At 38.5% G+C, this 17,598-nt stretch carries 19 protein-coding genes; 13 read left to right on the top strand and 6 right to left on the bottom strand.

The genetic code is table 11. The annotated features are described in order from the left end of the window. Positions 1 to 10: 10 nt before the first annotated feature. The 3 genes from rpoD to AMD27_RS04415 all read left to right on the top strand — a co-directional run bounded on the left by rpoD (position 11) and on the right by AMD27_RS04415 (position 3,456). On the top strand, positions 11 to 1,954 hold the full coding sequence (gene rpoD, locus AMD27_RS04425; protein WP_228140740.1) for an RNA polymerase sigma factor RpoD: 1,944 nt from the start codon (positions 11 to 13) through the stop codon (positions 1,952 to 1,954). Positions 1,955 to 2,081: 127 nt separating this feature from the next. Continuing rightward, positions 2,082 to 2,369: a YbeD family protein gene (locus AMD27_RS04420; protein WP_067662760.1), complete on the top strand. Its 288-nt coding sequence runs from the start codon at positions 2,082 to 2,084 to the stop codon at positions 2,367 to 2,369. Positions 2,370 to 2,508: 139 nt separating this feature from the next. Next, positions 2,509 to 3,456 (top strand): IS30 family transposase, encoded by a 948-nt coding sequence (locus AMD27_RS04415; RefSeq protein WP_067656902.1) that lies wholly within the window; start codon positions 2,509 to 2,511, stop codon positions 3,454 to 3,456. Positions 3,457 to 3,557: 101 nt separating this feature from the next. Here the strand turns inward: AMD27_RS04415 and AMD27_RS04410 are convergent, their stop codons facing one another. Beyond that, positions 3,558 to 4,184 (bottom strand): class I SAM-dependent methyltransferase, encoded by a 627-nt coding sequence (locus AMD27_RS04410; protein ID WP_067656900.1) that lies wholly within the window; start codon positions 4,182 to 4,184, stop codon positions 3,558 to 3,560. Positions 4,185 to 5,245: 1,061 nt separating this feature from the next. Between AMD27_RS04410 and AMD27_RS04400 the strand changes: the two genes are divergently transcribed. Then, positions 5,246 to 5,512, top strand: coding sequence for a hypothetical protein (locus AMD27_RS04400; protein ID WP_067656894.1), 267 nt, complete (start codon positions 5,246 to 5,248; stop codon positions 5,510 to 5,512). Positions 5,513 to 5,533: 21 nt separating this feature from the next. Here the strand turns inward: AMD27_RS04400 and AMD27_RS04395 are convergent, their stop codons facing one another. Then, a complete protein-coding gene (locus tag AMD27_RS04395; RefSeq protein ID WP_067656891.1) occupies positions 5,534 to 6,232 on the bottom strand; it encodes a hypothetical protein in 699 nt (232 codons plus the stop codon). Between the two features lie 88 nt (positions 6,233 to 6,320). Here AMD27_RS04395 and AMD27_RS04390 point away from each other — a divergent pair, with 88 nt between their 5' ends. From AMD27_RS04390 to AMD27_RS04350, 9 genes are all read left to right on the top strand, one after another. Further along, positions 6,321 to 6,641, top strand: coding sequence for a hypothetical protein (locus tag AMD27_RS04390; protein ID WP_067656888.1), 321 nt, complete (start codon positions 6,321 to 6,323; stop codon positions 6,639 to 6,641). A 10-nt stretch (positions 6,642 to 6,651) separates the two neighbouring features. Next, positions 6,652 to 7,551 (top strand): hypothetical protein, encoded by a 900-nt coding sequence (locus AMD27_RS04385; RefSeq protein WP_067656885.1) that lies wholly within the window; start codon positions 6,652 to 6,654, stop codon positions 7,549 to 7,551. Between the two features lie 59 nt (positions 7,552 to 7,610). After that, positions 7,611 to 8,231, top strand: a complete 621-nt coding sequence (locus tag AMD27_RS04380; protein WP_067656882.1) for a hypothetical protein — start codon at positions 7,611 to 7,613, stop codon at positions 8,229 to 8,231. 223 nt (positions 8,232 to 8,454) lie between these two features. Then, positions 8,455 to 8,829, top strand: coding sequence for an IS630 transposase-related protein (locus AMD27_RS04375; protein ID WP_067655598.1), 375 nt, complete (start codon positions 8,455 to 8,457; stop codon positions 8,827 to 8,829). Further along, positions 8,826 to 9,374, top strand: a complete 549-nt coding sequence (locus tag AMD27_RS17990) for an IS630 family transposase (RefSeq protein WP_081405901.1) — start codon at positions 8,826 to 8,828, stop codon at positions 9,372 to 9,374. Before AMD27_RS04375 ends, AMD27_RS17990 begins: the two co-directional genes overlap by 4 nt. A gap of 175 nt (positions 9,375 to 9,549) precedes the next feature. After that, entirely contained in the window at positions 9,550 to 10,227 is a 678-nt protein-coding gene (lipB, locus tag AMD27_RS04365) for a lipoyl(octanoyl) transferase LipB (RefSeq protein WP_067656878.1), read from the top strand. A gap of 76 nt (positions 10,228 to 10,303) precedes the next feature. After that, entirely contained in the window at positions 10,304 to 10,843 is a 540-nt protein-coding gene (locus AMD27_RS04360) for a hypothetical protein (RefSeq protein ID WP_067656874.1), read from the top strand. Further along, positions 10,840 to 12,024, top strand: coding sequence for an iron-containing alcohol dehydrogenase (locus tag AMD27_RS04355; protein ID WP_067656871.1), 1,185 nt, complete (start codon positions 10,840 to 10,842; stop codon positions 12,022 to 12,024). Before AMD27_RS04360 ends, AMD27_RS04355 begins: the two co-directional genes overlap by 4 nt. Positions 12,025 to 12,291: 267 nt before the next feature. Then, positions 12,292 to 13,683, top strand: coding sequence for an APC family permease (locus AMD27_RS04350; RefSeq protein ID WP_067656868.1), 1,392 nt, complete (start codon positions 12,292 to 12,294; stop codon positions 13,681 to 13,683). A gap of 63 nt (positions 13,684 to 13,746) precedes the next feature. Here the strand turns inward: AMD27_RS04350 and AMD27_RS04345 are convergent, their stop codons facing one another. The 4 genes from AMD27_RS04345 to serS all read right to left on the bottom strand — a co-directional run bounded on the left by AMD27_RS04345 (position 13,747) and on the right by serS (position 17,596). Then, positions 13,747 to 14,184, bottom strand: coding sequence for a hypothetical protein (locus tag AMD27_RS04345; RefSeq protein ID WP_150115750.1), 438 nt, complete (start codon positions 14,182 to 14,184; stop codon positions 13,747 to 13,749). Between the two features lie 157 nt (positions 14,185 to 14,341). Continuing rightward, positions 14,342 to 14,821, bottom strand: a complete 480-nt coding sequence (locus AMD27_RS04340; protein ID WP_067656862.1) for a tRNA (cytidine(34)-2'-O)-methyltransferase — start codon at positions 14,819 to 14,821, stop codon at positions 14,342 to 14,344. Between the two features lie 35 nt (positions 14,822 to 14,856). Beyond that, a complete protein-coding gene (cysG, locus tag AMD27_RS04335; RefSeq protein WP_067656859.1) occupies positions 14,857 to 16,233 on the bottom strand; it encodes a siroheme synthase CysG in 1,377 nt (458 codons plus the stop codon). A gap of 91 nt (positions 16,234 to 16,324) precedes the next feature. Next, positions 16,325 to 17,596: a serine--tRNA ligase gene (serS, locus tag AMD27_RS04330; RefSeq protein ID WP_067656856.1), complete on the bottom strand. Its 1,272-nt coding sequence runs from the start codon at positions 17,594 to 17,596 to the stop codon at positions 16,325 to 16,327. Between the last annotated feature and the right edge of the window lie 2 nt (positions 17,597 to 17,598).

The raw sequence follows: 17,598 nt of genomic DNA, 5'->3' as shown, positions 1-17,598 counted from the left end.
ATAACGATAACTGTGCTATCATGCACGGTTTTTCCATGCCACAGATTTCAACGAGAAGAGAGCAAAGATGAGCGATAAGCATTCCCCTACTTCCCAAGTAGCGGCTCTGATTAGCCGAGGCAAAGAACAAGGTTACTTAACCTACGCTGAGGTTAACGATCATCTCCCAGACTCAATCACTGAAAGCGAACAAATTGAAGACATTATCCAAATGCTTCAAGACGTTGGTATTCCAGTACATGAACGTGCACCCGAATCTGATGACACCATGTTCGAAGGCAACAATGCCGAAACAACTGATGAAGTCGCAGAAGAAGAAGCTGCAGCTGTACTTGCGTCTGTCGAAAATGAACCCGGTCGTACAACAGATCCTGTACGTATGTATATGCGTGAAATGGGTACAGTTGAACTGTTGACCCGTGAAGGCGAAATTGTCATTGCGAAGCGTATCGAAGAAGGTATTCGCGATGTTTTAAACTCAATTGCCTACTGGCCAAATGCTGTAGAAGTTGTTTTACAAGAATATAAAGATTATGAGTTGGGCGAACGTCGCTTAGCTGATCTTCTTTCTGGTTACTTAGATCCTGAATCTAACGAGCCAATTCCTGAAGTGATTGAAGAAGAGCCTGAAGTTATCGTTGAAGTCGATACCGCTAAGAAATCAACCAAAGATGTTAAGTTAGACGATGATGAAGAAGAAGAAGCTGAAACTGATGACGAGTCAGAAGTTGAATCTGGTCCAGATCCTGAGATTGCAAAAGTTCGCTTTGACGAATTAAAAGCGGCTTGGGAACTCACTAAAGCAGCTGTTGCAAAATCAGGTCGCAACAGTCCTGAAGCGACAGATGCATTAGAAGCACTGGCGACTGTGTTCATGATGTTCAAATTTACTCCACGTTTATTTGACATCATTTCTGAAATGATCCGTGGCACACACGAACAAATTCGTACATCAGAACGTGAAGTGATGCGTTTTGCAGTGCGTCGTGGTCGTATGGATCGTAACGAATTCCGTACTTCGTTCCCAGGCAATGAATCAAATCCAGCTTGGTTAGAAGAACAAATTGCAAAAGCACCTGCAGATTTAAAACCTTATTTAGAAAAAGTTCGTCCAGACGTATTGGCTTTCCAACAAAAGATTGCTGATATTGAAAAAGAACTTGATCTTACCGTGAAAGAAATTAAAGAAATTTCTAAACGTATGGCAATTGGCGAAGCGAAAGCGCGCCGCGCGAAGAAAGAAATGGTTGAAGCGAACTTACGTTTGGTAATTTCGATTGCGAAAAAATATACCAACCGTGGTCTGCAATTCCTCGACTTGATTCAAGAAGGTAACATCGGCTTGATGAAAGCGGTGGATAAATTCGAATACCGCCGTGGTTATAAGTTCTCGACGTATGCAACATGGTGGATCCGTCAGGCGATTACCCGCTCGATCGCAGACCAAGCACGTACTATTCGTATTCCAGTACACATGATCGAAACCATTAATAAGATCAACCGTGTGTCACGTCAACTTCTTCAAGAAATGGGTCGTGAGCCTACTCCAGAAGAATTGGGCGAACGCTTGGAAATGGACGAAGTGAAAGTTCGTAAAGTGCTGAAGATTGCCAAAGAACCGATTTCGATGGAAACACCGATTGGTGATGATGAAGATTCGCATTTGGGTGACTTTATTGAAGATGGTAACATTACCTCTCCAATTGATGCTGCGACTTCTGAAGGCTTAAAAGAAGCGACACGTGAAGTTTTAGAAAACTTAACTGAACGTGAAGCGAAAGTCTTGAAAATGCGTTTTGGTATTGATATGCCAACCGATCATACTTTGGAAGAAGTGGGTAAGCAGTTTGACGTAACACGTGAGCGTATTCGTCAGATTGAAGCAAAAGCGTTACGTAAATTGCGTCATCCTTCTCGTTCTGAACACTTACGTTCTTTCCTTGAGAATGACTGATCTATCCATAGGATAATACAGGCTTGAATATGGGCTGAACTGCCCCATAATATGAGCATGTAGCAAATGAAAACAAAATACCTGCACATTGCAGGTATTTTTAATGATGAGGTGTCCTATGAATGACATGACCAATCGCATGCCATCACGCGATTTACAAGAACATCTTTGGGTGTTCCCGATGGATTATCCAATTAAATTGATTGGTCTTGCAGGTGCAGAGCTCCGTCAAGCCGTGAATGATATTTTCGTAAAGCATTTTCCTGAATTTGATGGGTCAACCATGACGGTGACGCCTTCACGCACAGGCAAATATCATTCAGTGACTGCGCAACTGCGATTTGAAAAGCTTGAGCAAGTGCATGCTGTGTATGCAGATTTGGCTGCATGTCCTCTGATTAAAACTGCACTTTAATCAAATTAGAAAACACGCTTTAGAGCGTGTTTTTTATTGCCTTAGATTCTCAAACGAAGTGCAACAGAGATTAATTTTAGGTAGGAAGTAAAATGAGATAGCATTCTGCTTCCAGACCGACCAAAGTCAAAGTTGCATCATGAACTATACTCATCTTACCCAAGAAGAAAGATATCAGATTTATACATTACTACGCGAAGGTTTTTCTACGCGTCATATTGCCCTCAGATTGGCTCGTGCTCCCTCTACAATTTGTAGAGAGATCAAACGTAATCGTAATAGAAATGGCTACTTTGCTAAACATGCTCATAAACTGGCTAAAAGACGCCATATCTCGAATCATAGAACTGTAAGTTCCTCCCTATTGCAACAGATCGAAAGCTATCTTGCTTTGCAATGGAGTCCCGAACAAATCGCTTCTCACGTAGCTATCAGTATGCATTCAATCTATCGATATATTCAGCAAGATAAACTCAAAGGAGGCAGTCTTTATCTTCATTTACGTTTTAGAAATCAACGAAAAAGAAAGTATGGACAACCAGAAACTCGTGGGATGCTCAGTAACCGTAAAAGCATTCACGATAGGCCACACATCATTGAGAAGCGATCACGTTTTGGTGATTTAGAAATAGATACGATTGTGGGCAAAAATCAGCAGCAGTCTTTAGTTTCAATTGTAGATAGGAAAACAGGCTATCTTTGGTTAAAGAAATGTAGCACTCGCAAGAGTCAGGCGGTTTGTGAAGCCACTGTTGACTTGCTGGCTCCAATCAAAGAGAAGTTAAAGACGATTACTGCTGATAATGGCAAGGAATTTAGCCTACATGAACAAATCGCGAATGAACTGGAAATAGAATTCTACTTTGCAGATCCTTACAGTGCATGGCAGAGAGGCACAAATGAGAATACGAATGGTCTGATCAGGCAATACATCAGAAAAGGAAGTGATCTAAATAACTACACGGATGAATATATTTCAGAGATTACTAAGCGTTTGAATCATCGCCCAAGAAAAAGACTCGGATTTAAAAGTCCGAGTCAGGTATTACTCCAAGAACATGGTGTTGCACTTCAAGTGCTAATCTAAGTGCTATTAATTTAGCCGAATTCTTTTAATAAATTAAATATTTCCGTATTTCTCTCTCGCTTTGAAATTTTAAATTTCGCATAAGGTGTATTATGTTAATTTTAGAAAACCTTAAAAGAACATAAAGCATTTTTTTCTTTTAGAATATTAATTTGAGTAAATCCTGCTAAAGATAATGCTTTTAAATGTTCATCAATTGTCATATACAAGTCATTATTTTTCATACCATTATCTGCAACAATATGATCTGTAACTATATATACGCCATTGTTATTTAATAAATGATCTTTAACTTGGGTGTGAAAATTCTTAGCATAGGCTTTATGCCTTAATTCATGTAATGCTTGATGGATTATCACAATGTCATACTTTTCTTGTTCTGCTATATGAAACCAGTCAGAATCTTTAAAATTAGCAACAAAATACCTTGCTTTAGCACTCAATTCACCTAAATATTCTTTTGATAATTGGTGCATAGCTTCTGAGAAATCTATTGCTGTATAACTAATATTTGATAAGTTTTCCAATAAAACCTTTGCTAAATATCCTGGACCAGAACCTATTTCGAGAATTTTAGGACTTTCGATACTTAAACTATTAATTTCATCAACATAAGCATCAAAAAATTCATATCTCCATGGACGCTTTATATTTACTTCAGCAGCCCATTCAGATGCGTCATTTAAATTTCTTAAATCAATAGGACTTGCTACCTCATTGATATTCATTTTGTGCTCCTAGAGTTAGGATCTATTGTTCTAAAAAAAATGTTTTATCATTAATTTCTAAATTTGAAAAATACCCTATCAATTTAACATAATGGACGTTATGCGAACTCCAATCTTATTAATTATTTAAAAACAATCACTTAACTATTTTACATAATCTAAAAACACCCCAAAAATCCGGCTTCGACACATGTCGGTTTCTTTTTGAGCGGTTTTGATATCTTCTGCCAATCATTTTGATTAAAAAATAATCAATTTTGCGGTTTTTTGAACTTTATCAACTGTCACACAACCGAAATAATCCACAAAAAATGGGGATAAATTTTAAGCAATGTAAGCTTAGGCTTACGCCATAAACCGTTCTTTGCGTCTAGCCTGAGTCAAAGCTATTTTCTATGATGGGGACATAGAGAGCAGGATGCTCCAGATAAGAATAAGAAAAGACAGCAACGGAAAATGCCGGTACGACAGGAGTTATACCAACGCATCAAATATGTAAAAAAGCCCAACAGGATGTTGGGCTTTTTTATTGGCTATTGTTTTTCATTTGTTTGAGAAAGAGATTTGGGAATTGAGGCATTAATAGTTATGTATAACAATTGGAAAAAGAGCATTAAATATGCACTCATTAATCGAGAAGATCGACTTTTATATAAATGATATTCTTCAATAGTTGCTTCACGAATAAAAGTTCCACGATTGTTTAAGACATACTCTAATCCATCTTTTTCGACATTAAAGTTATCCAATAGCCCTGTAGTTATAAAGAATGTTGCAATTGCATAGAAAAATAAAACGAAGGAAAGACTATTAAAATTAATCTCTAATTTTTTAGAGATGACTATGATAGCTACACCAAAAAGAAGTAAGATTAAAAAGATACAAAGTATGAAAGAGAATGCAAAATGAAAAAAATAAGAGCTTAGATTGATTAGAGCAGAAAGAGTACATGCAATAAGTGCGACAGAAGATAGAGTTCTCATAATTATTGGGGATTTTGAAAAAGTTTTCGCATTATCTAATATTGCTTGAACTCAATACTACTTCGCATAAGAGATTTTATGTTTAATAATACTAAGATAAGTGTTTGTTTTATGCTTGATTTAAAAGTACAACTAAAAAAAGTTAAGAGTTTTGTAGAAACAAACTATGACCCTGATGACGTAGCAAGCAAATGCATGCAAATTTACAATCAGTTTTCATTTGAGTTCTCTGAAATATCTCATGATGAAATTATGAGATTAATTGCTATGGATATGGGAGATGAGTTTGATTTAGGAAAAGATGAAACTCTGAAAGTCTTAGAATTTCTCATAGATCAAACTTGATTTCGTATAATGCCCATTATGTTAAATGGACTCTGAATTGATGGAAATTTCTTTAAATTCTAGTGCTGTATTTTGCGTATTGGGCACATGACCAAACACGTATTCATTTTTGCTTTGAAAAAAGATATCAAAGCTTTGACTCATCAATGAATCTACTTGGCTTTGTTTTTGATAAATTGGTGCAATTCGATTGATATAGTAATTGATCCAATCGACTTGGTTTGCAAAGGCTGAGTAATCTTTCAAATTGAGATATAAGTTTTTTAAATCCAAAGTAATGCTTTCGACATTGGGGTTAAACATCCACACGGTCATGTCCATCGGTTCTATAGCGGTCATGCTGTAGCTTTTATCATCATCGATCCGTTCGATTTTATACAGTTGAGCACCGTTTTCACTGTAGCTAGAGCATAGTAGTTTGGTGTTTTGTACCTGGAAATAATCTCTACCGATTTCGTATTCTCGAATTTTCCGTGAAAGTGCCAAATAATCAGGTAGGGATGTTAATTCTGATTGAGCGAACTCTTTAAATAAAGCGATACAGCGATTAATCACATAATATTCGCCTGTGCCCGTAACAATCCCACTACTCCAAGCATGAAGTTTTGATGTTGATCGTTCAAGAAGCTCATTTGAGTGGTCTTCTTTGAATATGACTTCTTTATTGTCTGCAGCAACAATAATGCTATCATTCAGTTGAATCGCTATGATGAAAGTCATACTTTGATCAAAAATATTGAATTATTAGATGTTTATTTTAAGCTAAATTGCAGCTTAAATTTTGAAATTTATAAAGATAGGTAGACCTATGGCTGGTGGTTCTCAAATCATAATTAATAAGAATGGGATTACATTCATTACACCTGCAAAGTTTGAGGCGAAAGCTGGACAACATTTGTTTAAAGGTGGGGCGAAGGTAATAACTAAATTACCATTTCTTCCTGAAAGTCAGCAAAATAGTTTGCGTTATAGGTTTGTTGATGATGATTCCGTACCTTATGGATATACTCAATATACGGCTTACTACGAAAATGGTAGGGAAGTAAAAGGAGTAACTGATAAAGATGGATTTACACAGACTCTGTATAGTTCAAATCCTCAAGAACTAAAAATACATTTAGAGATATGACGATAACAATATGGCTAATAATGACTCCAAAACTTCAGATGGTATGACAACACCAGAAGGCAACCAAGTTACTCAAAAAATTACTCGGAAAGTACAAATTTTTTTACTTTTTTGGGTTGCTGAAAAAGATAAGGCTAAGAATTTATTTCAAGAGGCTGCTCAAACTAGAAATATTATATTAAAAACAGAGCCTTGGTATGACCCTTTAATACATAAAGTACATCTCCCTGATATTACTAGCTTTAGTAGTATCCAAAAAGCAATCGATTATTGGGTGAATTTTTATGGAGGAGAAACAAAAGCAGCAGTGAAAGAAGTAAGTTTTTTTTCACATGCTGGTACTCAAGGACCACTTATTTACAATGCTCATCAGTTTGATCCCAAGGAAATACTTATTTTGATCGCATCTGGTAGACATCAACAGATGCTTGAGTCTGAATGGGCAAAATTAAAATATTATTGGGCAAATGGAGAAACAAGATTAAACTTCTTTGGTTGTAATACAGCAAGGTTAGATGCAAAAACAAAAAATTATGAAAAGGCTTTTGCTCGAAAAATATCTGCATATAAAAATTGTCAAAATGTCGTTGTGGCAGGACAACCAAGTTGGTCTTATCCGTCATTTTTGCCAGATCTAAGAATAACTGCAGAGCATATTGCTGTACATAAAGGTATTGGTTGGGATTATGCACCTACTTTCATGGTAGCAAGTGAAGGTGATAATGGTCTTAAAGCTATCACTACACGTAACGCTAAAATATTAACGATGAAATTTTTCAAAAATGAATTGCGTTTAAAAGATGATTTTCAATCTATTTTTAATGATTATCGAACAACACGAAATTCTGCCAAAACACCTGAATTAGCCAAGGTTCACGAATGGAATAAGTTAGGATATCGTTACCGATGAATAGACTTAAACATTTATCAAGCATAATAATTTTATTTTTTATAATAGGATGTAGTCCAATGAATGGACCAAATAACGTCACTTATGAGTTTAATATTGATCCTGCTGTAGATTTAAGTGGTTTAAGAGTAAATTTATATATTTATGGTAAAAGTACAGGATCATCCTGGTATAGCTATGACAAAATTATAACAGTAATTGATAAAGGTAAAGTTTTAGATAAAAATTTCAAAGATAATACTGATATTTCTTACATAATCGAGGCTGTTGATACTAAACGAGGACATTATTTTTACTATGATGATCCCTATGAACATGATGGTTTACGTACAGATTATATTCGAACATTTATTTTTTCTGATGACATGGTGAAACAAATCACTCATATTATTAGAAATCAGTATGAAAGTGATGCAGTCTATGAAAAGAATCTTCAGTATGTTGAAAATAAAGATAATAAAAAATTAGAATTTTTTCATCCTAAGATAAGCAAATATCATATGTCTCAACCATCACAGGAATGGCTAGATAAAGAAGTAGAAATAATGGGATTTGAAGGTTTAAAAAATGGACCTAAAATCAAAGAGAAAGATATTCTTCGTTTAAAGAATATTACAGATGCCCAAAAACAAGAATTGATTAAAATCCATAGTCAGCTTGAGTTTAACAAGCAGCCATAAAATCGGACATATTTTTTAACTATTTTAAAATTAACATAATACACCTTATGCGAAACACCTTTAATTTATTAATAACTTTCAATGTCTTATACTAATAAAAAAGTTCCACCTTAGTGAATAGAGCTTTTTTGTTGATTTTTCATGTTCCACATTTATTAATTGAGTAATATAGCTGCAATCTTATTTTGGGATACAATGATAAAAAATTAATTTGTTCAAGATCATGCCTAAAGTATATTCAGTGGATTTACGTGAAAAAGTCATGCAGTTTTATGAAGAAAATAATCACAAATCATATACATGTAAAACCTTTAAAATATCTAGAACCACTTTGGATGATTGGATTCTTCTTCAAAACACCACTGGAGAATTGAAACAGCCTAAAATCAATGCAGGTCGACCCACTAAAATCAAGGATATGGATGCTTTCAAACACTTTATTGAAACTACTGAATTTTCTCAAGTGAAAGATCTCATCCCTTTATTTGAACAAAAGTTTGGGTATCCAATCCTTTACTCAACCCTGTTAAAAGCCATTCATAGACTTGGTTGGACACGTAAAAAAAGAGTTTTCTCTATAAGCAAGCCGACAAAATAACAAGGGCTGTATTCAACTGGTTTCTTCCGCAATGGAAAGAGGAGTTTGGGGAAGATCAGATTCTTTATATTGATGAGTCTGGGATAAACACCACAGATACAGCGCAATATGGTTGGTCTAAACTAGGCAGTCGTTGCGCTGCTTTAAAATTGGGTGGTCATGGTAAAAGATTAAGTATCATCAGTGCTGTGAGGTCTAATTCAGCGTATCAGTTCCTTTACCCTTTGATTTTTCAAGGTTCATGCGATCGAGCAATGTTCACGGGATGGTTGAGATATCTACTTGAAAATTTAACCAAAGATAATCAAGATAAGACCAAAAGACATCTGCTGATTCTAGATAACGCTTCGATTCATAAGAACGGAGATATCAAAAAACTAGCCAAAGACTTTAACTGTAGAATCATGTACTTGCCTGCTTACAGTCCAGATTTAAATCCAATTGAAAAAGCATGGTCAGTGCTAAAATCCAAAGTTAAAAGTATCGCTGTCCGTTTTGACAAAAACATAGAAGAAGCGCTCGATTTAGGCTTGAAGGCAATGTAGCTTAAAATTTAAATCCAGCTATACAGCACAATATTATTTAACTTTATTTAATATTAAATGAGATAAATATCAATTGATAAAAGACAGTCATTATGCTTGATGCAATTAGCTTTAAAAATTAAAATGCCTCCCCGCTTTGATCACAGATTGATTATAATAAAGCCCTACTTTCCTCATGATACAGGCTCAAAACGCTGTGGATGCTGTGACCAAACCCAATTTAATTATCCGTCAATATTCTCAACTCACCTTATATGAAGATCGCTTTTTAGCCATGAAAAGTTTGACTGAACAGCGTGACGAAAACACCGCGGATGAGTTATGGATTTTACAGCATCACTCTGTATTGACCCAAGGTCAAGCCGGTAAGCCTGAACACATTTTATTTCCGAGTGATATTCCTGTTGTTCAAACAGATCGTGGCGGACAAGTCACTTGGCATGGTGAAGGTCAGCTCGTTGCATATTTTATGTTTGATTTAAATCGCTTGAAATGGAATGTCAGAACACTGGTCAGTTATGCCGAACAACTGATGATTAATTTACTCCAAAAGTATGGCATTGAGGCCTATGCCAAAGCCGATGCACCGGGCGTGTATGTAAATGAGCGGAAAATTGGTTCACTGGGTTTTAAAATTCGTAAAGGACGCAGTTACCATGGCTTATCATTAAATGTCGATTGTGAGCTGGGCGGCTTCAATACCATTAACCCTTGCGGTTATGCGGGCCTTGAAATGGTGCGTGTTTGTGATTTAATTCAACCCTACCCTGATTTTAATCAATTGTGTTTAGATATCATTGAATATCTCAAAAAAGATGTATTCTTTGCAAATATTGAGCTGATTCAGCAATAACCCCTTTACATTGCAGTCCAAAATAAATTAGAGTAATTACTCTAAAATAACGAATAACTGCAATAGGGATAAGCGAGTGATTTCAATAAACTCAGTAAAGCCCGCTTTAGAACAAGCCTATGTCAAACTCATGTTAGATGTGATTGGCAGAGGCTTAGCGATGGCGAGTCAAGTCGATGATGAAATCAAACAGGATGTTGCAAAGTTTCCAGTTGGTTTTATCGTTTCTATGGCCGTATTTAACAGTGACGCGGCCTTCATTGCCCAAGTCAATCCTCAGCATCACTTAGAGCTGATAGATCATGTGCCCACCAAACCTGATTTAACCATTACTTTTAAACACATTCACCATGCCTTTTTGGTCTTTTCTTTCCAAGAAAGTACAGCACAAGCCTTTGCGAATGACCGTATGATTGCAGATGGTGATTTGGGGCATGCAATTCGTTTAGTACGCTGCCTAAATAAAATGGAAGCTTTAATTTTACCTAAATTGGTCGCAGAAATGGCGATTAAAGAATACCCACAACAACTCAGCCTCAAAGAAAAACTCACAGGCGCTGCCAACATCTATTTAAAAGTTGCTCAATCGTATCTCAAAGGGAGTGCATCACAATGACCAAGCCGTATTACGAATTTTTTTGTCCTGTCAAAGTCATTGCTGGAAATGCAGCCTTAGAACATATGCCTTTTGAACTCACCTCTATGGGTGCAAAACAACCCTTGATCATTACCGATAAAGGCGTTCGTGCCAACGGTTTGCTTGCTCCTGTCGAAGCTGCATTTGCAGCAACCGATGTGAAAATTGGTTTTATTTTTGATGATGTACCACCCGATTCAAGCTTAGAAACGGTGCGTAGTGTTGCAGCAGCATATCGCAACAATCAATGCGATGCCATTATTGCCATTGGTGGCGGTTCGGTGATTGACACAGCCAAAGCTGCCAATATTTTGGTAACTGAAGGCGGTGATGACTTGTTGAAATATTCAGGTGCGCATAACTTACCCAAAGCCCTGAAACCTTTTTTTGTGGTACCAACCACATCGGGGACAGGCTCAGAAGTCACCATGGTCGCGGTCATTTCTGACAATGCCACGCAGCAGAAAATGCCATTTGCATCTAAATATCTCATGCCGAATGCGGCAATTCTAGATCCACGGATGACGCAAACCCTACCACCACACTTAACTGCCATGACTGCTATGGATGCCATGACACATGCGATTGAATCCTATACCTGTCTTGCTGCGAATCCAATCAGTGATGCTTATGCAACAGCCGCGATTAAAAAAGTCAGCGAAAATTTATTTAAAGTGCTAGAAAATCCGAAAGATGCAGCAGGTCGTTTGGAGTTGGCTCAAGCCTCAACTATGGCTGGTATTGCATTTTCAAATGCCATGGTCGGCGTGGTGCATTCACTGGGTCATGCTTTAGGCTCGGTGGTGCATTTGCCACATGGCCTGTGTATGAACCTGTTCTTACCTTATGTGCTCGAGTTTAATAAAGACGTGAATGGCAACAAAATCGCGGATCTGCTGCTACCACTTGCGGGCCCAGACATTTACGCACAGACTCCAGCACATTTACGTGCGGATAAAGCCATTAGCGTAATCAATACCATGCGCGATCACATTTATACTTTAACCAAGTTGCCTCGCACGCTGCGCGAAACTGGGAAAGTGACTGAGGCTCAGTTTGATGAGATTGCGGAAAAAGCACTTAATGATGGCTCAATTATTTTTAATCCGAAAGAAACCTCACTTGCAGATTTGAAATCAATTTTAGAAAAAGCTTGGTAAATGCAAAAAAGTAAGCCAATATACCCCCAAATTCTAGCCTGATGTTTTTTTAAACATCGGGCTTTTATCATGCAGAATCTAAAATCACTTATTTTTATAGAATGTGGTACATTTTCTGCTAAAAACTTCATGCAAGTTACTGACAAACTGTCTCAATCTAGTTTAGGTTGGCGCACTTTTGTTTCATCCATTAGGGGGGATCGTTCGTCTCAAATGATCCTAATAGATTTGACTGATCCTTGATCAACGATTAAGAGGATAACGCCGTTGACAAATACCACTGGGACTCAATCGGCAGCTAAACTGCAAAAAACGCTAGGTCTCTGGCACATCATTATTATCGGTTTAGCTTATATTCAGCCAATGACCTTATTTGATACGTTTGGTTTAGTATCGGAAGAAAGTCATTTTCATGTACCCACATCTTATATTATTGCGCTGGTTGCAATTTTATTTACCTCGATCAGTTATGGACATATGATCCGTCGCTATCCGTCGTCGGGTTCAGCATATACTTATGCACAAAAATCCATTCACCCGAACGTAGGTTTCATGGTGGGATGGTCATCTTGGTTAGACTATTTATTGTCACCCATGGTGAATATTATTCTGGCTGTAATCTATCTTGAAGCACTTTTCCCCGATGTGAATCATTGGGTTTGGGTGGTCAGTCTGACTGCATTTATGACTTTGGTGAACTTACGTGGCGTTAAATTCGTTGCCAATTTCAACAGCTTGATTGTATTTACTCAGCTGGCAGTGATTGCTTACTTCACTTGGATGGTTTATTCATTGTTGGCGGGCGGCGTAAACGCGGATGGCTCATTGGTGAATGCGCCATATCAACTGTGGAGTCTTGAACCATTTTGGAATGAGATGACCACTGTCGGTGCACTCATTACAGGCGCAACACTGCTGTGTTTTTCGTTCACTGGATTTGACTCACTCAGTTCGCTTGCAGAAGAAACCAAAGATACTGAAAAAACCCTACCAAAAGCGATTTTCTTGACCGCTTTAATTGCTGGTGTGATTTTCATTATCAGTACGTACTTCATGCAAATCTTCTTCCCGAATGATCCGAAAACGTACTTCGCAGATGTTGCAGCAACCCAGCCTGACATTTTACAAGCAGTCGGTGGTGTAGCATTTAAAACGGTGGTGCTGTACTTCGCAATCATTACTGTGATGGCGTCTGGTATTTCAGCACATGCTGGTGTATCACGCTTAATGTACGTGATGGGTCGTGATGGCGTCATTAACAAAAAGATTTTTGGTCATATTAGTCCAAAGAGCTTCACTCCATCTTACAATATCTTAATTGTAGGTGTAGTGGCGTTAACTGCTGGCTTTATGGATCTTGATATCGTGATTTCGATGATCAGTTTTGGTGCTTTAACTGCCTTTACTTTTGTGAATTTATCTGTAATTTCGCGTTATGCACTGCGTGATGGTCGTACTAAAAACTTTAAAGATATTTTTAGCTTTGTGATCATTCCATTAATGGGCTTTATCAGTATTTTCGCGATGTGGTTAGAAATTGAAGATACCGCATTGAAGTTTGGTTTATGGTGGGCAATGTTTGGTATTTTATACTTAGGCTATAAAACCAAAGGCTTCCGTCAACCTGCTCCACAGCACGATGAGTTTAGTGACAAGTAATATTTATGCTCAAATCAAAAAAGGCGCACGATGCGCCTTTTTTGATTTAAAATTTTAAAATCTTTACTTCATTCGACAGTCAAAACCTAATTCGGTTTGCACAACATTATGCTTAAAGCCTAAAGCATTGATAAAGTCTGTTCGACTACTCAGCACCCTTTGATCGGCGTCAGTTAACCGATGTTTATTGGCTTGTGCAGCAAGGTATGTCTCATCTATCACTTCCTGAAAAATCGCACATACTTCTAACTGCTTAGCAGCTTTTAGCTGCATTTTACCGCGCACACGGTCAAAATCCTGCCTATTGAGTGCATTTCCCCATTGCTCAATACGTTGATTCATCTTATTTTTCATATTCAACAACCCTTGTTGAATTTCTTGCTCGGTCAATATGGCTGGTGAGGCTGTCACATTGGCGTTAGCATAGATTATGGGCATTGCTACAACAAAAGAGATAAGGGCACACTTTAAAAGGGTCGATAAATATTGAGTAAAAGACATTTCTTCGTCGTCTATTTTTATGAGTTCAGCTAGATTGTAACCATATTTTCAAAGCAAAGCAGTAGATTCGGATTTATCCCTCAAAGCCACAAAAAAGCCATCCGCAGATGGCTTTGATTTGAGGGACTTTGACGCAATACATTATATGATCGTGACATTATTCTAAGCTTTTAAAACCTTGTTGACGCCATGCTTCATAGACAATCACCGCCGTCGCATTGGATAGATTCAGACTACGTGAATCTGGTGCCATCGGTAACCGTATCCAGTGCTTTTGTGGAAACAGCATGCGTACACTTTCAGGCAAACCCCGTGTTTCAGGTCCCATTAATAGCGCCACAGGTCGGTTCAGATCCGAAGTATGCGGCGTCTCTGTACCTTTCGTGGTGAGCGGATAAATCGAGTCTAGATCAATGCCTTTACTTTTAAGGTTTTCTAGGCAAGCCTCAAAATTTTCCCAAATTTGCATACGTGCATATTCGTGATAATCCAAACCCGCACGTCTCAGTTTTTTATCATCCAACTCAAAACCAAGGGGTTTAACCAAATGTAGCTGTGCACCAGTATTGGCACATAAACGAATGATATTGCCTGTATTTGCAGGAATTTCAGGCTCGTACAAAACAACATGAATCACGGGAGATCTCTTCTATAAATGAAGCAACAAAGAACTTATCTTTGCCACTGTAATTGTTCGCGCAGCTTCACCACTTCACCAATAATAGTCAGTGTCGGCGCTTGAATTTGATGCTCTGTGACTTTAGAGGCAATGTCTGCCAAGGTGCCAACCACCACTTTCTGCTCAGGTGTGGTGCCTTTTGAAATGAGCGCAACTGGCATATCTGAACGCTGACCATGCTCGATCAAACGCGCGCAGATTTTCTCTAGCCCCACCAAGCCCATATAAAGTACAAGCGTTTGATGCTCATAGACCAATTCACTCCAAGGCAACTCTGGCGAACCTTCTTTTAAGTGACCTGTTAAGAAACGAACACTTTGTGCATAGTCACGGTGGGTCAGCGGAATACCTGCATAGGCAGAACAACCTGATGCAGCCGTAATTCCAGGAACGACTTGAAAACTTACGCCAGCTTCATACAGCTCTTGAATTTCTTCACCACCGCGTCCAAAAATAAAGGGATCACCGCCTTTAAGACGACAGACCCGCTTCCCTTCTTGTGCATATTTCACCAGCAGCGCATTAATGCCCTCTTGTGGTACAGCATGATTCGAGCGTGCTTTGCCCACATAGATTTTGATCGCATCACGACGGCATAAGTTCATAATCGATTCAGAAACCAACCGATCATAAATCACGACATCCGCTTGCTGCATTAAACGTAGCGCTTTAAGTGTTAATAGTTCAGGATCACCGGGACCAGCACCAACCAAATAGACTTCACCCTTTGGTGTTTTCCATTCAATCAATGCTTGTTCAATTAAGGCATCAGCCGCTTCAATGTTGCCGTTAAACACCTGCTCTTTAAGGCGACTCGCATACAAGTCTTCCCAAAAAATTCGGCGCTCTTCAGGATGGGTAATTTTAGCTTTAACAGCGCTACGCCATTTTCCTGAAAACTCAACTAGACTTCCCATCTCATGAGGAATGGAGCTTTCAAGTTGAGTGCGAATTTGGCGCGACAATACAGGAGATTGACCATTGGTGGCAATGGAGATGATCAGCGGTGAACGATCTACAATCGCAGGCACCATAAAACGGCAATGTGGTGGATCATCAACACTGTTGACCAATATTTTTTCAACTTCACAAGCTTCGAATACCGCTTTGTTGGTCGCAGCATCATTGGTTGCTGCTATCACTAAACGATAATCGCGCAGCTCAATTGTTAAATTAAATACAGACTGAACATGTTGCCCTTGAGTGTTTTGAACAATCTCAAGTAAATCCGGCTCAATGTCAGGAGAAACCACCGAAATGATAGCTCCCGCTTGAGCCAGCAAAACTGCTTTACGGTAGGCTATACGCCCACCACCAACAATCAGACAAGGTTGCTGCTGCAACTTTAAAGAGATGGGGAAAATATCCACGGATTACCTCAATATTAAGATCTGATTGTCTCAAGCAAATTTTATGCAAACTATATCTAAATACAGGTTTTATTTTCTACATGACTGTAAATTAGTCGATATAGGTCAAACCACCCATATACGGACGCAGTACTTCTGGCACTTCAATTGAGCCATCTTCACGTTGATAGTTTTCCATCACCGCAAGTAAAGTACGACCGACAGCCAAGCCTGAGCCATTTAAAGTATGAACAAACTCAGTTTTCTTTTGATCTGCACGATAGCGCGCTTTCATACGACGGGCTTGGAATTCTCCCATGCATGAACATGATGAAATCTCACGATAGGTATTTTGGCTTGGCACCCAAACTTCAAGATCGTAGGTTTTGATTGCGCCGAAGCCCATATCGCCGCCACATAAAATCACTTTACGGTATGGTAGACCCAAGGCTTGCAAAATACCTTCTGCATGACCCGTCAATTCTTCTAACGCATCCATTGAAGTCTCAGGTTTTACAATCTGAACCATCTCAACTTTGTCGAATTGATGCTGACGAATCAAACCACGTGTATCGCGACCATAAGAACCTGCTTCACTACGGAAACACGGTGTATGCGCTGCATATTTGAGTGGTAAACGCTCAGGGTCAATAATCTCATCGCGTACAAAGTTAGTAACAGGCACTTCAGCAGTTGGAATGAGGTAGTATTCTTTTTCACCTTGAAGTTTAAACAAATCTTCTTCGAATTTAGGGAGCTGTCCCGTACCACGAAGTGATTCTGCATTCACTAGATAAGGTACATAGGCTTCAGTATAACCATTTTTTAAGGTATGAGTATCCAGCATGAATTGAGTCAATGCACGTTGCAGACGCGCCAAAGGACCTTTCAAAACGCTAAAACGAGAACCGGTGAGTTTAGTGGCCGTTTCAAACTCCAAACCGCCCATCCATTCGCCTAAGTCAGTATGATCTTTCACTTCGAACGCAAACTGACGCGGTGTGCCCCATTTCAAAATTTCAACATTATCACCTTCATCTTTACCTTCAGGCACAGACTCATGCGGTAAGTTTGGGATAGACAATGACTTCTCTTCAATCTCTGCCTGTAGCTGTGACAAAGCAACTTCAGCAGCTTTAATTTCATCACCAATCGCGGACATGCGTGTCATAATTTCAGAGGCATCGCCACCTGATTTTTTAATTTGACCGACTTGTTTTGCACCAGCATTACGTTCAGCTTGTAGGCTTTCGGTTTTGGACTGAATTTCTTTACGCTGAGCTTCTAATGACGCCCACTCTTCCACGTTTAACTGTACGCCACGTTTTGCTAAAGCTGCATTTACAGCCTCGATACTATTTCTGAGTAATTTTGGGTCAATCATGG

It is taken from the genome of Acinetobacter sp. TGL-Y2, from assembly GCF_001612555.1.
In the GTDB taxonomy this organism is placed as follows: Bacteria; Pseudomonadota; Gammaproteobacteria; order Pseudomonadales; family Moraxellaceae; genus Acinetobacter.
Note: the sequence above shows the minus strand (reverse complement) of the source record. Positions and strands in the feature narration are given on the sequence as shown.

Coding starts and splice junctions, on each gene's coding strand:
- AMD27_RS04420 (WP_067662760.1), top strand. CDS start 2,082: ATGACCAATCGCATGCCATCACGCGATTTACAAGAACATCTTTGGGTG.
- AMD27_RS04415 (WP_067656902.1), top strand. CDS start 2,509: ATGAACTATACTCATCTTACCCAAGAAGAAAGATATCAGATTTATACA.
- AMD27_RS04410 (WP_067656900.1), bottom strand. CDS start 4,184: ATGAATATCAATGAGGTAGCAAGTCCTATTGATTTAAGAAATTTAAAT.
- AMD27_RS04400 (WP_067656894.1), top strand. CDS start 5,246: ATGTTTAATAATACTAAGATAAGTGTTTGTTTTATGCTTGATTTAAAA.
- AMD27_RS04395 (WP_067656891.1), bottom strand. CDS start 6,232: ATGACTTTCATCATAGCGATTCAACTGAATGATAGCATTATTGTTGCT.
- AMD27_RS04390 (WP_067656888.1), top strand. CDS start 6,321: ATGGCTGGTGGTTCTCAAATCATAATTAATAAGAATGGGATTACATTC.
- AMD27_RS04385 (WP_067656885.1), top strand. CDS start 6,652: ATGGCTAATAATGACTCCAAAACTTCAGATGGTATGACAACACCAGAA.
- AMD27_RS04380 (WP_067656882.1), top strand. CDS start 7,611: ATGAATGGACCAAATAACGTCACTTATGAGTTTAATATTGATCCTGCT.
- AMD27_RS04375 (WP_067655598.1), top strand. CDS start 8,455: ATGCCTAAAGTATATTCAGTGGATTTACGTGAAAAAGTCATGCAGTTT.
- lipB (WP_067656878.1), top strand. CDS start 9,550: ATGATACAGGCTCAAAACGCTGTGGATGCTGTGACCAAACCCAATTTA.
- AMD27_RS04355 (WP_067656871.1), top strand. CDS start 10,840: ATGACCAAGCCGTATTACGAATTTTTTTGTCCTGTCAAAGTCATTGCT.
- AMD27_RS04345 (WP_150115750.1), bottom strand. CDS start 14,184: ATGTCTTTTACTCAATATTTATCGACCCTTTTAAAGTGTGCCCTTATC.
- serS (WP_067656856.1), bottom strand. CDS start 17,596: ATGATTGACCCAAAATTACTCAGAAATAGTATCGAGGCTGTAAATGCA.